The sequence below is a fragment of the Citrobacter sp. Ce006 genome (assembly GCF_030336535.1).
Taxonomy (GTDB): domain Bacteria; phylum Pseudomonadota; class Gammaproteobacteria; order Enterobacterales; family Enterobacteriaceae; genus Citrobacter; species Citrobacter europaeus.
Genome location: NZ_JAOWDO010000073.1, coordinates 718,211 through 732,282, shown reverse-complemented (window position 1 = coordinate 732,282; position 14,072 = coordinate 718,211). Strand labels below are relative to the sequence as shown.

At 56.4% G+C, this 14,072-nt stretch carries 14 protein-coding genes; 7 read left to right on the top strand and 7 right to left on the bottom strand.

All coding sequences use genetic code 11. The features are described from left to right. Positions 1–20 precede the first annotated feature (20 nt). From OGV94_RS22125 to OGV94_RS22105, 5 genes are all read left to right on the top strand, one after another. On the top strand, positions 21–1,088 hold the full coding sequence (locus OGV94_RS22125; protein ID WP_043018624.1) for an HlyD family secretion protein: 1,068 nt from the start codon (positions 21–23) through the stop codon (positions 1,086–1,088). Continuing rightward, complete coding sequence (gene rbbA, locus OGV94_RS22120; protein ID WP_043018623.1) at positions 1,085–3,832, top strand: ribosome-associated ATPase/putative transporter RbbA; 2,748 nt, start codon at positions 1,085–1,087, stop codon at positions 3,830–3,832. The genes OGV94_RS22125 and rbbA overlap by 4 nt, the downstream gene beginning before the upstream one ends. Next, complete coding sequence (locus OGV94_RS22115; protein ID WP_286524407.1) at positions 3,832–4,956, top strand: ABC transporter permease; 1,125 nt, start codon at positions 3,832–3,834, stop codon at positions 4,954–4,956. Before rbbA ends, OGV94_RS22115 begins: the two co-directional genes overlap by 1 nt. 77 nt (positions 4,957–5,033) lie before the next feature. Further along, positions 5,034–5,309 carry a type II toxin-antitoxin system HicA family toxin gene (locus OGV94_RS22110; protein ID WP_003837806.1) on the top strand — a complete coding sequence of 92 codons (276 nt, stop codon included), beginning with the start codon at positions 5,034–5,036 and terminating at the stop codon, positions 5,307–5,309. Beyond that, positions 5,306–5,665 (top strand): type II toxin-antitoxin system HicB family antitoxin, encoded by a 360-nt coding sequence (locus OGV94_RS22105; RefSeq protein WP_003837808.1) that lies wholly within the window; start codon positions 5,306–5,308, stop codon positions 5,663–5,665. The genes OGV94_RS22110 and OGV94_RS22105 overlap by 4 nt, the downstream gene beginning before the upstream one ends. Positions 5,666–5,778: 113 nt before the next feature. Here OGV94_RS22105 and nikR read toward each other — a convergent pair whose 3' ends face one another. The 3 genes from nikR to OGV94_RS22090 all read right to left on the bottom strand — a co-directional run bounded on the left by nikR (position 5,779) and on the right by OGV94_RS22090 (position 7,920). After that, positions 5,779–6,180 carry a nickel-responsive transcriptional regulator NikR gene (nikR, locus tag OGV94_RS22100; protein WP_043018621.1) on the bottom strand — a complete coding sequence of 134 codons (402 nt, stop codon included), beginning with the start codon at positions 6,178–6,180 and terminating at the stop codon, positions 5,779–5,781. A gap of 49 nt (positions 6,181–6,229) precedes the next feature. Continuing rightward, a complete protein-coding gene (gene acpT, locus OGV94_RS22095; protein ID WP_075145525.1) occupies positions 6,230–6,808 on the bottom strand; it encodes a 4'-phosphopantetheinyl transferase AcpT in 579 nt (192 codons plus the stop codon). 62 nt (positions 6,809–6,870) lie between these two features. Next, positions 6,871–7,920, bottom strand: coding sequence for an AI-2E family transporter (locus OGV94_RS22090; protein ID WP_043018840.1), 1,050 nt, complete (start codon positions 7,918–7,920; stop codon positions 6,871–6,873). Positions 7,921–8,053: 133 nt separating this feature from the next. Here OGV94_RS22090 and OGV94_RS22085 point away from each other — a divergent pair, with 133 nt between their 5' ends. Continuing rightward, positions 8,054–9,271 carry an MFS transporter gene (locus tag OGV94_RS22085; RefSeq protein ID WP_047408076.1) on the top strand — a complete coding sequence of 406 codons (1,218 nt, stop codon included), beginning with the start codon at positions 8,054–8,056 and terminating at the stop codon, positions 9,269–9,271. Between the two features lie 3 nt (positions 9,272–9,274). On the opposite strand, the gene OGV94_RS22080 is transcribed toward OGV94_RS22085, so the two are convergent. Together OGV94_RS22080 and OGV94_RS22075 are read right to left on the bottom strand one after the other, a co-directional pair. Beyond that, entirely contained in the window at positions 9,275–9,832 is a 558-nt protein-coding gene (locus OGV94_RS22080) for a DcrB family lipoprotein (RefSeq protein ID WP_016154847.1), read from the bottom strand. 72 nt (positions 9,833–9,904) lie between these two features. After that, complete coding sequence (locus OGV94_RS22075; protein WP_019078120.1) at positions 9,905–10,570, bottom strand: 7-cyano-7-deazaguanine/7-aminomethyl-7-deazaguanine transporter; 666 nt, start codon at positions 10,568–10,570, stop codon at positions 9,905–9,907. A 168-nt stretch (positions 10,571–10,738) separates the two neighbouring features. On the opposite strand from OGV94_RS22075, the gene tusA reads away from it, so the two are divergent. Next, positions 10,739–10,984, top strand: coding sequence for a sulfurtransferase TusA (tusA, locus tag OGV94_RS22070; RefSeq protein ID WP_003827551.1), 246 nt, complete (start codon positions 10,739–10,741; stop codon positions 10,982–10,984). 94 nt (positions 10,985–11,078) lie between these two features. Here the strand turns inward: tusA and zntA are convergent, their stop codons facing one another. Next, positions 11,079–13,277 (bottom strand): Zn(II)/Cd(II)/Pb(II) translocating P-type ATPase ZntA, encoded by a 2,199-nt coding sequence (gene zntA, locus OGV94_RS22065; RefSeq protein ID WP_286524404.1) that lies wholly within the window; start codon positions 13,275–13,277, stop codon positions 11,079–11,081. 74 nt (positions 13,278–13,351) lie between these two features. Next, positions 13,352–13,978: a lysoplasmalogenase gene (locus tag OGV94_RS22060; protein WP_043018617.1), complete on the bottom strand. Its 627-nt coding sequence runs from the start codon at positions 13,976–13,978 to the stop codon at positions 13,352–13,354. Positions 13,979–14,072: the final 94 nt, after the last annotated feature.

Here is a 14,072-nt window from a genome sequence, read left to right as displayed (position 1 = left end):
GGGATTACGGCGGGTCGAATATGGATAAGTTGAAGCGTCATTTGATGTGGTGGGGCGCGGGCCTCCTGGTCGTGGTGGCCGCGATAGCGTGGTGGATGCTCCGCCCTGCCGGAATACCGGAAGGGTTCGCAGCCAGCAACGGCAGAATTGAGGCCACGGAAGTGGATATTGCCACCAAGATTGCCGGACGAATTGACACGATCCTCGTGTCAGAAGGGCAATTCGTTCGTCAGGGCGAAGTGCTGGCGAAAATGGATACCCGTGTGCTGCAGGAGCAGCGGCTGGAAGCGGTCGCCCAAATCAAGGAAGCTGAAAGCGCGGTGGCGGCGGCGCGGGCGCTGTTAGAACAGCGGCAAAGTGAAATGCGCGCCGCGCAGTCGGTGGTCAAACAGCGCGAGGCGGAACTGCAGTCGGTCTCTAAACGCCACGTGCGTTCTCGTTCTCTATCCCAGCGTGGGGCTGTATCTGAGCAACAACTGGATGACGATCGGGCTGCGGCAGAAAGCGCACGCGCTGCGCTGGAATCCGCAAAGGCGCAGGTCTCTGCGGCAAAAGCCGCCATTGAAGCCGCTCGCACCAGCATTATTCAGGCGCAAACCCGTGTAGAAGCCGCGCAAGCCACCGAACGTCGTATAGCGGCTGATATTGATGACAGCGAGCTGAAAGCCCCGCGCGATGGTCGCGTGCAGTACCGCGTAGCCGAACCGGGCGAGGTACTTTCTGCGGGCGGGCGCGTGCTGAATATGGTCGATCTCAGCGATGTCTACATGACGTTCTTCTTGCCTACCGAGCAGGCTGGCTTACTGAAGATTGGCGGTGAAGCGCGCCTGGTGCTGGATGCCGCACCGGATTTGCGTATTCCGGCAACCATCAGCTTTGTGGCAAGCGTGGCGCAGTTCACGCCGAAAACGGTCGAAACCAGCGATGAACGGCTGAAGCTGATGTTTCGCGTCAAAGCGCGTATCCCGCCAGAGTTGTTACAGCAGCATCTTGAGTACGTGAAAACCGGTCTGCCGGGTATGGCGTGGGTGCGTGTTGATGAAAATCGCGCCTGGCCTGACGACCTGGTGGTGAGGTTGCCGCAATGACACATCTGGCGCTGGTTCCCGTTCCTCCCGTGGCGCACCTTGACGGCGTGAGTCAGCATTACGGGAAAACGGTAGCGCTGAACAATATCACGCTGGATATCCCCGCCCGCTGCATGGTGGGGCTGATTGGTCCGGATGGCGTCGGAAAATCGAGCCTGCTGTCTCTCATATCCGGGGCTCGGGTTATTGAACACGGCAACGTGAGGGTACTGGGCGGCGATATGCGCGACCCGAAGCATCGCCGGGATGTCTGCCCGCGAATTGCCTGGATGCCGCAGGGGCTGGGGAAAAACCTGTACCACACGCTGTCAGTGTATGAGAACGTCGATTTCTTTGCCCGGCTGTTTGGTCATGACAAAGCGGAGCGCGAAGCACGGATTACCGAGCTGCTGAACAGCACCGGACTGGCGCCGTTTCGCGATCGTCCTGCCGGGAAACTCTCGGGCGGCATGAAGCAAAAGCTGGGGCTGTGCTGCGCGTTAATCCACGACCCGGAACTGTTGATTCTTGATGAACCCACCACCGGGGTCGACCCGCTGTCCCGCGCCCAGTTCTGGGATCTGATTAACAGCATCCGCCAGCGACAGACCAACATGAGCGTGCTGGTTGCCACCGCCTACATGGAAGAAGCCGAGCGCTTTGACTGGCTGGTGGCGATGAACGCCGGGGAGGTGTTAGCCACCGGGAGCGCGCAGCAGCTCCGTGAACAAACCGCCAGCGACACGCTGGAGCAGGCATTTATCGCGCTGTTACCCGAAGCCCAGCGCCAGGCGCATAAACCGGTGGTGATCCCGCCGTATCACGCTGAGCAGGAAGAGATTGCCATCGAGGCGAAAGACCTGACCATGCGCTTCGGTAAATTTGTGGCGGTGGACCACGTTAACTTCCGTATTCCGCGCGGGGAAATCTTCGGTTTTCTCGGCTCTAACGGCTGCGGTAAATCCACTACCATGAAAATGCTCACCGGGCTGCTGCCCGCAAGCGAGGGCGAGGCGTGGCTGTTTGGGCAAGCGGTTGACCCGAAAAATATCGATACCCGCCGCCGGGTAGGCTATATGTCACAGGCGTTTTCGCTCTACAGCGAGCTGACCGTCCGGCAAAACCTCGAACTACACGCGCGGCTGTTCCATATCCCCGAAGCAGAAATTCCGGGGCGGATACAGGAGATGAGCGAGCGCTTTTCGCTGACCGATGTCGAAGACGCGTTGCCCGGCGCGCTGCCGTTGGGGATCCGTCAACGCCTGTCGCTGGCGGTGGCGGTTATCCATCGCCCGGAGATGTTGATTCTCGATGAACCGACCTCCGGGGTCGATCCGGTGGCGAGGGACATGTTCTGGCAACTGATGGTTGATCTGTCGCGCCAGGACAAAGTGACCATTTTTATCTCCACCCACTTTATGAACGAAGCGGAGCGCTGTGACAGGATGTCGCTGATGCACGCCGGAAAAGTACTGGCCAGCGGCACGCCGCAGGAGCTGGTGAAACAGCGCGGCGCCGCCAGTCTGGAAGAGGCGTTTATCTCCTGGTTACAGGAAGCGGCTGGTCCGGCGCCGGAAGCTCAGTTAGCGCCAGCCAATGTTCCGGCAGTGCATGAAAACAATAACCCGCCGCGGCAGGGTTTTAGCCTGCGGCGCTTGTTCAGCTACAGCCGCCGCGAAGCGCTGGAGCTGCGGCGTGACCCGGTTCGTTCAACGCTGGCGCTGATGGGCACGGTGATCCTGATGCTTATCATGGGCTATGGCATTAGCATGGATGTGGAAAACCTGCGGTTTTCGGTGCTCGATCGTGACCAGACCGTCAGCAGCCAGGCGTGGACGCTGAATCTGGCGGGCTCGCGCTATTTTATCGAGCAGCCGCCTCTCGCCAGTTATGACGAGCTGGACAAACGGATGCGTTCGGGCGAAGTCGCGGTAGCAATTGAAATCCCGCCAAATTTTGGCCGCGATATTGCGCGCGGAACACCGGTGAAGATTGGCGTCTGGATCGATGGCGCAATGCCGAGCCGTGCTGAAACGGTCAGGGGCTATGTGCAGGCGATGCACCAGACCTGGCTGCAGGATGTGATGGCGCGTCAACCCAATGCCAGTGGGCAAAACGGATTGATGACCATTGAAACTCGCTATCGTTACAACCCGGATGTGAAAAGTCTGCCGGCGATTGTTCCGGCGGTGATCCCACTGCTATTGATGATGATCCCTTCCATGCTCAGCGCCCTCAGCGTAGTACGTGAGAAAGAGCTGGGGTCGATTATCAACCTGTACGTTACGCCCACGACCCGCAGCGAGTTTTTACTCGGCAAACAGTTGCCTTACATCGTGCTGGGCATGCTGAACTTCTTGCTGCTGTGCGCGCTGTCGGTGTTTGTGTTCGGCGTCCCGCATAAGGGGAGCTTTGTGACCCTGGCGCTGGCCGCGCTGCTGTACGTCACCATTGCCACCGGGCTGGGCTTATTAATCTCTACGTTTATGAAAAGCCAGATCGCCGCCATTTTTGGTACGGCGATTATAACGCTGATCCCGGCGACGCAGTTTTCCGGGATGATCGACCCGGTCGCTTCGCTGGAAGGGCCAGGACGGTGGATTGGTGAAATTTACCCGACCAGCCATTTTCTGACTATCGCGCGTGGGACGTTCTCTAAAGCGTTGGATCTGACCGATCTCTGGCCGCTGTTTATTCCGCTGGCGGTGGCCATTCCGGTGGTGATTGGTCTGAGCGTATTACTGCTGAAAAAACAGGAGGGGTGATGCGCCGATTACGCAATATTTATAACCTCGGCATCAAAGAGTTACGCAGTTTGCTGGGTGACAAAGCGATGCTGACGCTGATCGTCTTCGCTTTCACGATTTCGGTTTACTCTTCCGCGACCGTCCTCCCGGGTTCGCTGCATCTGGCGCCGATTGCCATTGCCGATATGGACCAGTCGCAGTTGTCGAATCGGATTGTGAACAGCTTTTATCGCCCGTGGTTTTTACCTCCGGAGATGATTACTGCCGATGAGATGGATGCCGGGCTGGATGCCGGACGCTACACCTTCGCCGTGAACATTCCGCCTGATTTTCAGCGTGATGTTCTGGCCGGACGACAACCGGATATACAGGTGAACGTCGATGCCACTCGGATGAGCCAGGCCTTTACCGGCAACAGCTATATCCAGAATATCATCAGCGGCGAGGTGAACAGCTTTGTGGCACGTTACCGTGATAACAGCGAGCCGCCGGTGGCGTTGGAAATGCGCATGCGCTTTAACCCTAATCTGGAGCCTGCTCGATTTGGCGCGGTAATGGCGATTATCAACAACATCACCATGCTGGCGATCGTGCTTACCGGGTCGGCGCTGATTCGCGAGCGCGAGCACGGAACCATTGAGCATCTGCTGGTGATGCCGGTGACGCCGTTTGAGATCATGATGGCAAAAATCTGGTCGATGGGGCTGGTGGTGCTGGTGGTTTCCGGTCTGTCGCTGATGCTGATGGTAAAAGGCGTGCTCGGGGTACCGATTGAAGGCTCAATACCGCTGTTTATGCTGGGCGTGGCGCTGAGCCTGTTCGCCACCACCTCGATCGGCATTTTTATGGGCACGCTGGCACGTTCTATGCCGCAACTGGGGCTGCTGATGATTCTGGTGCTGCTGCCGTTACAGATGCTCTCCGGCGGCTCCACTCCGCGTGAAAGTATGCCGCAGGCGGTGCAGGACATTATGTTGTCGATGCCGACTACCCATTTCGTCAGTCTCGCGCAGGCGATACTTTATCGCGGAGCCGGGTTTAGCATCGTCTGGCCGCAGTTTCTGACGCTGCTGGCGATCGGCTGCGCGTTTTTCCTGATAGCGCTACTACGCTTTCGAAAGACGATTGGTACGATGGCGTAATTGGTTGGCTTCATATCTTGACTGCATTGTGTGCTGTTATAATATGACTTCAAAGGATGAAGTCATAAGGACATGCGATGAAGGAAAAAGTGTTGTCTTTACGCAAAAAGCAAAAGAACACGCTGGATCAGCTTTTTAAAGCACCGACGCCGCAGGGAATCAAGTGGTCGGAAATTGAGTCACTGATCAAGGCGTTAGGTGGCGAAATCAAAGAAGGACGAGGCTCACGGTGTAAATTTCTTTTAAATAAGAGCATTGCGAGTTTTCATAGACCACATCCTTCTCCGGATACAGATAAAGGCGCGGTCGAAAACGTACGTGACTGGTTAACAAGTATAGGGGTAAAACCATGATCAAACCCAAAACGCCAAACTCAATGGAAATCGCCGGTCAACCTGCGGTGATTAATTATGTCCCTGAGCTTAATGCGTTTCGCGGTAAGTTCCTGGGATTGTCAGGCTATTGTGATTTTGTCTCTGACAGCATTCAGGGGCTGCAAAAAGAGGGAGAGATCTCCTTACGAGAGTATCTTGATGATTGCTCTGCCGCAGGGATAGAACCTTACGCAAACCCGGAAAAGCTGAAGACATTTACTCTGCGCTATCCAGAGTCTTTCGGAGAACGTTTAAGTTTTGCGGCAGCGGAAGAACAGGTATCAGTCAATACATGGATCATCGAAACGCTCAGCAAAAGTCTCAAACAGGCATAGTTGCTAGCTGGTTTGCTCATCATTGCCGGGGGCGCTTCGCTTGCCCGACCTACAGACGGTAACGGACGTAGGCCGGATAAGGCGCAGCCGCCATCCGGCAACGAAACAGGCAATTACTCTTCTTTCGGCAGGCACTGCAAATGACCGTGGCGCACGCCGCGCTGGGAAATCACGTCATCGGCAAAATGCTGCACCTCGCCCATGTCGCCTTTCAGCACGGCGATTTCCAGACAGTCGTCATGGTTGATGTGCACGTGCAGCGTGGCGACCGATAAATCGTGGTGGTGGTGTTGAGTAGAAACAATGCGGCTCGCCAGGTCACGTTTCTCATGCTCATAAACATACGAGAGCACCGCGAAGCCCTGAGTGCCATGCTCCTGAGTGGTTTCCTGCGCCAGTGCGCCGCGCAGAATATCGCGGATCGCTTCGGAACGGTTGTTGTAGCCACGGCGCTGGCTCAGGCCGTCGAGCGTTTCCAGTAAATCATCATCGAGGGTAATGGTGATACGTTGCATCCGATTTCAACCTTACGATATGGCGCGGTGGCGCACGGGAATGAGGGCGTTACAGACGCTGCACGGCGTCTGCGGTCAGGGTAAACGGCGTGGGAGTACAGACCGCCAGACTCAGGGCGTCGAGTTGGCACTGGCTGACAGAGAGTGAGGAGGTTAGTGCGGTGCTATCGACGCTGACAATTTGCCAGGCGCTGCCGCCACGCTGTTTCACAATAGCTTCTTTACGCGTCCAGATGCGCCAGAACGCCGCCAACTGTTGCTCCGGGCGTTCGGCCTCAACTTCGGCATGTTCTCCGAGACTGAACACCGTGTTTGCCAGCGTCTGCCAGTTATCGCGCGGGCGCACGACTTCAATATCGCAGCCGACTTCCCCTTCGTCGCTGAGCAACAGGGCGATATCATCGCCGCTGTGGCTGAGATTGAACCACAGCAGCGTGTCGGCGGAAAAGGCCGGTTTTCCTTGTTCTCCGTAGACAATGTCCGGTAATGGCGAAAGCGCATGGGAAAGCAGCACGCGACCTGCCAGCCAGCGCGCACGGTGAGCACCTTGCGGGGCCTGATTACTCAGTGCGGCAGGCAACGCGCCAGTGCTTAAAACAGAAACTTTCCCAAGAACAATCCGGTACATATCACGGCTAACCTTTAGTAATAATGGGGTTGTGTACCATTCTTCACATGCCGTTTGCAAGTTTATCCCGGTAATCGGCTTTTGGGCCTGCCGGGCCCCAGCAAAATTGCCAGCTTACTGCCGCCTGTGGTCGTTTCCATCCAGATTTTACACACGCTGGTTAACGGCACGGAGAGCAACATACCAACCGGACCAAGCAGCCATCCCCACACTAACAAAGAGAGAAAGACGATAAGCGTCGATAATCCCAGCCGGTGCCCCATCATGCGGGGTTCGAGGATATTGCCAATCACCATATGCACCACCAGAAACAGCGCGCCAACCAGCACGCATTCGTAAACGCCGTTGAACAGCAGCGCCTGGATCATGGGCGGGACGGCGGAAATGACCGAGCCAATATTGGGCACGTAGTTTAGCAGGAATGCCAGTACGCCCCACATCAGAGCAAACTGAATACCCATCAGCGCCAGCCCCAGCCAGACAATAGCGCCGGTCCATAGGCTGAGCAACGTTTTCAGCGCCAGATAGTGAGATACACCCTTTAACGCCCGATGCAGTCCTGCAATATGGATTTGTGGGTTGTTCAGCGCAAAGCGCAGTTTATAGGGGACATGACGCACTTCAAACAGCATAAAGACCACCGTCATCACCAGCAGGACGACGCTGGCCATGGCGCCGGATAGACTTGTCATCAGCGTGGTTGTGAAGGTCATCAGCTTGTCGGAGTCCATGCGTTGCAGCATGCGTTCTGGGGACATATGCAGATTCAGAAAAGGCACCATCTCTTGCAAATACAGAACTTTGCGCGTCAGCTCCTTATTGTATTTTGGCAGCAGGTCCATGAATTCAGTGATTGACGACGCCAGAACGCCGACCAACGCCGTAAGAACGATCAGCATCACCACCACCACTAACGTAATGGCTACCGGGCGACGAACTCCCCGACGAATAAACCAGGTGACTAACGGATTCAATACAATGGCAAAAAAGAGGGCCAGCAGAAGTTGTACGATGATATCCGCCGCGGCATGGATACCTGCGAGGATCACCACCAGAGCGGCCAGTTTGAGCAAAATGTGCAAACCCGTTTTATCGGGCTGAGCGGTTGTCATGTTTTCTTCCTGTTTGCGTTTTTGCATTAAGTGTAGCGGTTGGCTTGCGTCTGTTATTCCTAAACTGGCTGCTGATTTATAGTCTGCAACATGGTAGAAATGAAACACTGTTGTGAAAATGTGGTGACCCTCCATGCCCGAACCCGTCGCTGAACCGACGCTTAGCGGTTTACGCCTGAATCTGCGTATTGTTTCTGTGGTGATGTTTAATTTCGCCAGCTACCTGACCATCGGCCTGCCGCTCGCGGTATTGCCTGGCTACGTCCATGACGTGATGGGATTTAGCGCTTTCTGGGCAGGTCTGGTCATCAGCCTGCAATATTTCGCTACGCTGCTGAGCCGTCCTCATGCAGGTCGCTATGCCGACCTGCTGGGACCAAAGAAGATTGTGGTATTCGGGCTGTGCGGCTGCTTTTTAAGTGGGCTGGGCTATTTACTGGCGGGCTCAACGAACGGCTGGCCGCTGGCCAGTCTGCTGCTGCTATGCCTGGGGCGCGTGATTCTTGGCATCGGGCAAAGCTTTGCCGGAACCGGCTCTACGCTGTGGGGCGTGGGGGTTGTTGGCTCAATGCACATCGGACGGGTGATTTCGTGGAACGGCATCGTGACTTATGGCGCGATGGCGATAGGCGCTCCGCTGGGCGTTCTGTTTTATGCCTGGGGAGGCTTACGGGGGCTGGCGCTGACCGTGATGGGCGTGGCGTTGCTGGCGATACTGCTGGCGCTCCCTCGTCCGGCGGTGAAAGCCAGTAAAGGCAAACCATTGCCGTTTCGCGCGGTACTTGGGCGCGTCTGGTTGTACGGTATGGCGCTGGCCCTGGCCTCCGCTGGATTTGGGGTAATCGCTACCTTCATTACCCTGTTTTATGATGCCAAAGGCTGGGATGGCGCCGCATTCGCGCTGACGCTTTTTAGCTGCACGTTTGTGGGCACGCGTTTGCTGTTCCCAAACGGCATCAACCGCTTAGGCGGACTGAATGTGGCAATGATCTGCTTTAGCGTCGAGATTGTTGGGCTGCTGCTGGTCGGGATGGCTTCCATGCCGTGGATGGCGAAAATCGGTGTTCTGTTGGCCGGCGCTGGGTTCTCGCTAGTCTTCCCGGCGCTGGGCGTGGTGGCGGTAAAAGCCGTTCCGCAGCAAAATCAGGGCGCTGCGCTGGCGACCTACACGGTGTTTATGGATTTATCACTGGGGGTTACCGGGCCGCTGGCCGGGCTGGTCATGACGTGGGCGGGCGTGCCGGTTATCTATCTGGCGGCAGCCGGGCTGGTAGCGGTGGCGTTGTTGCTGACCTGGCGGTTAAAAAAACGGCCTCAGGTGGTGTCACCGGAGGCCGCGTCATCGTCTTAACCGTTACTGGATAACCAGCGTGTTAATGATATTTTCTGCGGTCGTCTGCGCTTTTTGCTGATCGTCAGCAGGCAGCGTGATTTGCAGAGTCAGCAGTTGGTTGTCCACTTTACCCAGCACTACGGAAGAGTAAGCGGTCTGACCTTTGGCCGAGATGATGCTGTCTAACTGCTGCAGCGTGTGGCCTTTCAGCTCAATAGATTTATTGGTGACGACCTGCAGTTGCGGGTCGCGGCTACGCTGCTGATCTTCCAGGCGCTTTGCCAGTACGGCAAGATCTTCGTTGGTATTGTCGCCAACAATCACAATCACCGCTTTCTGGCCGGTTGCGTCAGAATATACGTGCATATTGTTCGCCTGAGTGCCCAGCTTGCCGCTCTGATCGGTCATATCCGCAGGCAGGGAAAAACTGAGTTTGCCGTCCAGCAGGCTGACCGGTTGTCCGGTGGCGCTACTCTCCGCGGCAGCACCCTCTGCTGGCGCTTTTGTATCGCTATTATCACAGGCCGCAAGCCCCATAACCAGCAGGCCAATACCGACATATTTAACCAGATTGCGCATTGACTTCTTCCTTTCGATAAACGGCCATAACGGCTCATTCGTTCATCTTATCACAACTCGGAAAATGAACCTTTAACTCGTCTGCAATGCAGAGATTTCGGATTTATCTGCCAGCCTTTTCAGTAACATATTCAGCAGTACGCCATACATTGGCAGGAAGAAAATAATGCTGATCAGCACTTTGAAGCAGTAATCGACCAGCGCGATTTCCATCCAGTGCTCGGCCATAAAGGCGTCCGGGCTGCGCCAGAAGGCGATAAAGAAGAAGGCCAATGTATCGCTGATGTTGCCAAACAGCGTGGAAGCCGTCGGCGCCAACCACCAGCGCCGGTTCTGACGCAGGCGGTTGAAGACATGCACATCCAGAATTTGTCCCAGCGCGTAAGCCATAAAGCTGGCGGCGGCGATACGGGCGACAAACAGATTAAAGTGCAGCAACGCGCCGAAGCCCTGCCACGATCCCATATAGAACAGGGATGAAACGACATAAGAGATCAGCAGCGCAGGGATCATGACCGCAAAGATGATACGACGTGCCAACGGCGCGCCAAAAATACGCACGGTCAGGTCGGTCGCGAGGAATATAAACGGAAAGCTAAAAGCGCCCCAAGTGGTATGGAAACCAAAAATGGAGATCGGGAGCTGCACCAGATAGTTGCTGGAGGTGATCACCAGCAGATGAAATAGCGATAGCCAAAACAACGCTTTTACGCGCTGAGATTGTGTAAACGGAGTCATATTGTGACCTTTTTGTTGGATGGGGTGAGGGAACCCAATAAAAAACCGTCGCATGATACTGCTTTAAGAGCACATTGCAATGGTTGTTTTTCACGCAATCGTTAACCTGATTGGCTTACGCCACAACAGAGCGTAAAATAACGCCGTTTTTGAATGAACGAGACTACGATGAGCGATCTGTTTACCTCTCCCGACCATACTCTTGATGCCCAGGGGTTGCGCTGCCCGGAACCCGTAATGATGGTACGTAAAACCGTGCGCGGCATGCAGGCGGGTGAAACGCTGCTGATTGTCGCCGACGATCCGGCAACAACCCGTGACATTCCCGGCTTTTGTACCTTTATGGAACATGAGCTGGTGGCCAAAGAGACTGACTCTCTGCCGTACCGCTATCTGGTGCGCAAAGGCCAGTAATCTTGTTATGCCGGATGGCGCTAACGCTTATCCGGCCTACAAAGACGGTGTAACCTCCAGGACGGATAAGGCAACGCCGCACCCGGCGCACACATTATCCTTTACGCAATAACCGCAGCGCGTTAGCGGTCACCAGTACCGTCGCCCCCGTATCGGCCAGCACCGCCAGCCACAGCCCGGTTATCCCGAGCAGCGTGGTAACGAGAAAAATCCCCTTCAGGCCCAGCGCAATCGCAATGTTCTGGCGAATATTGGCGTGGGTGGCGCGCGCCAGCTGAATCATTTGCACCAGACCACGCAGACGGTTGTGGGTCAGGGCGGCATCGGCGGTCTCCAGCGCGACGTCGGTCCCGCTTCCCATCGCAATACCCATTGTGGCCGCTTTCATTGCCGGAGCGTCGTTGATGCCGTCGCCGACCATCGCCAGCGGCGACTGTTGGTTAAGATGGGTAACGGCCTGTACCTTATCTTCCGGCAAAAGACCCGCTTTGAATTCGAGGCCCAGTTCACCGGCAATGGCGGCGGCCGCACGTGGGTTATCACCGGTCAGGATCACCCCTTTCACGCCAATCTGATTAAGCTCGCTGATGGCGCTGCGAGCGTCGTCTCGCAGCGTGTCCTGTAGGGCCAGCACGCCGAGAACGGTATCGTTACGCAGCACCAGCACCACCGTTTGGCCCGCGCTTTCCAGCTCGCTTATCTGTCCGGCAAAGGCATCGGCAGGCTGCTTACCGGCCGCGCAAATCAGCACGCGTTCGCCGTTGACCAGCGCTTCAATTCCAGAGCCAACCAGCGCCCGTTGCTCTTTTGCGACAGGAATAGTCAGCTCGCGCGTTTGTGCTTCCCGAACAATCGCTTGTGCCAGCGGGTGCGTCGCGCCCTGCTCTACAGCCGCTGCCAACGCCAGCAGTTCAGCCTCACCAATACCGCTTGCCGGATGAATCGCCGTGACGCGTGGTTTACCGACGGTCAGGGTGCCGGTTTTATCAAACGCCACCTGCGTGACTCTACCCAACTGTTCCAGCGCGGCCCCGCCTTTGATTAACGCGCCACGACGCGCCGCGGCGGCAAGACCAGAAGTAATGGCTGCGGGTGTTGAAATCACCAGAGCGCAAGGACAGCCAATCAGCAGCAGCGTCAGTCCTTTGTAAATCCACTCCTGCCAGGATGCGGCAAATAGCAGCGGCGGTACGAGGGTGACCAGCAGCGCAATCGCCATAATGGCCGGGGTGTAAATCCGGCTGAAACGGTCAATAAAGCGCTCAATGGGGGCACGGCGTTCTTCCGCTTCTTCAATCAGCTTCAGAATACGATCAATGGCGCTGGCACCCGGCTCGGAGAGTACTTCCAGCGTTACAAGACGGTCCACGCTGGTGGCGCCGGCCGGGACTTTCTCGCCGGTGGCGCGTTCAACGGGGATCGATTCGCCGGTCAGGGCGCTTTCATCAAAGCTGGCAAAACCAGAGACCAGTTTGCCGTCGGCAGGTAAACGTCCACCTGCGGCAACTTCAATAACATCGCCAGGCCGGAGAGTATTGATAGCCACCTCTTCGCGCTCGCCGTTACGCAAGCGTGTGGCGGTTTCCGGTTTGAGCGCCATCAGCGCGCTGACCCCTTTGCGGGCGCGGCTGGCGGCCCATCCTTCCAGGCGTTCGCCAATTAAAAACAGCAACAGCACCATGGCGGCTTCCGCCGTAGCGCCGATAAACAGTGCGCCAATGGCGGCCACGCTCATCAACGTTTCAATGGCAAAGTAGCTGCCGGTTTTCATCAGGCGCAGAGCCTGAAGGGCAATGGGATACAGACCAACCAGCGTGGTGGCGATAAACGCTATCTGACCAAAGGGGTGATTGAACTGCTCCAGCCCCCAACTAATCGCCATCATGATAATCAGCGAAATCAGCGGCAGGTTCTCTTTAAAGCGTGACTCGGGAGCGGCGTCCGACGCGTGCTCATCGCGCAGGGTATAGCCTGCCTTCTGCACCGCGTTTTCAACTTGCTGACGGATATCGGAACTGGCATCGACTACCAGTTTTTCAGTGGCGAACAGAACCTGGACCTGGTTGACGCCGCTGACCTGGCGGACCGCATTCTCTACTTTTCGGGCGCAGGCCGCACAGTCCATGCCCGCCACTTTCCAGGAATAGCGGGTACCTTGTACGGTATCGGATACGGGCGGTGGGGTAGAGCAGCTTCCTTCGCAGCAGCAGTCATCCACCTTTTGTGGCGCAGGCACTGGCTTGAAAGAAGAGAATTGTGGGACCTTTTTGCCACGGGTATCGGGTGTCGACATGGCATCCTCCGGTTGATAATCATTTCGTATTAACCGGAGGATACACTCTGGAGTCGACTCCAGAGTCAAGCGTTTTAAAGATACAACGAACGAACAATCAGGAAATGTCCGGCGAAGTAGCAGGCGGCGGCAATTGCGTTATCGGCGCGGAAGCGGCGACGATAATGGCTACCCAGCCAGACAATGTTGCCGATGAACAGGAGCGATGCGCCCATAAATGCCGACAGCGCCGGCGCGGTCGGGCGGAAGAACCACAGCTCTCCGGCCATCCAGACCATCATCAGCGTGATGCCGATAAAGGTGCAGATAGCGACACGCAGCTCTTCCAGACGCGTCCAGATCACGGCAATCAGCAACGCCCCCATTACGACCAGCACCAACGGCAGAGGCCAGAAAAACGACAGCGTCATTTGGCTGGCGAAGTAGATGGTATACAGCAGATGCGACAGGAAGAATGCTCCCACGGCGTACAGCAGGCGTTGGCGCGGTAACAGCGTAAGCGCATCACCCAGCAGTGAGGCAAGCAGGCCAGCCAGTACCAGATAGCTGATAGCGTTAAACATTGGCGCCTGCCAGGCCAGCAGCGCCAGGAGCAGCAATGTCAGGGGCTTAAAGACCCAGCGTTGCCATGCAGGCCCACGATAGGAAGCATCCACGAACAACCATGCGGAAAGACAGACAGCGATAAACGACCAAAGCATCTTAGTTCCTTGAATTCGTTATTTTTTCGTAAGCGGGGTGCTCACGGCTCTACTGTCCAGTGTAGAGGCCGACACAGCCAGATGACAACACCAT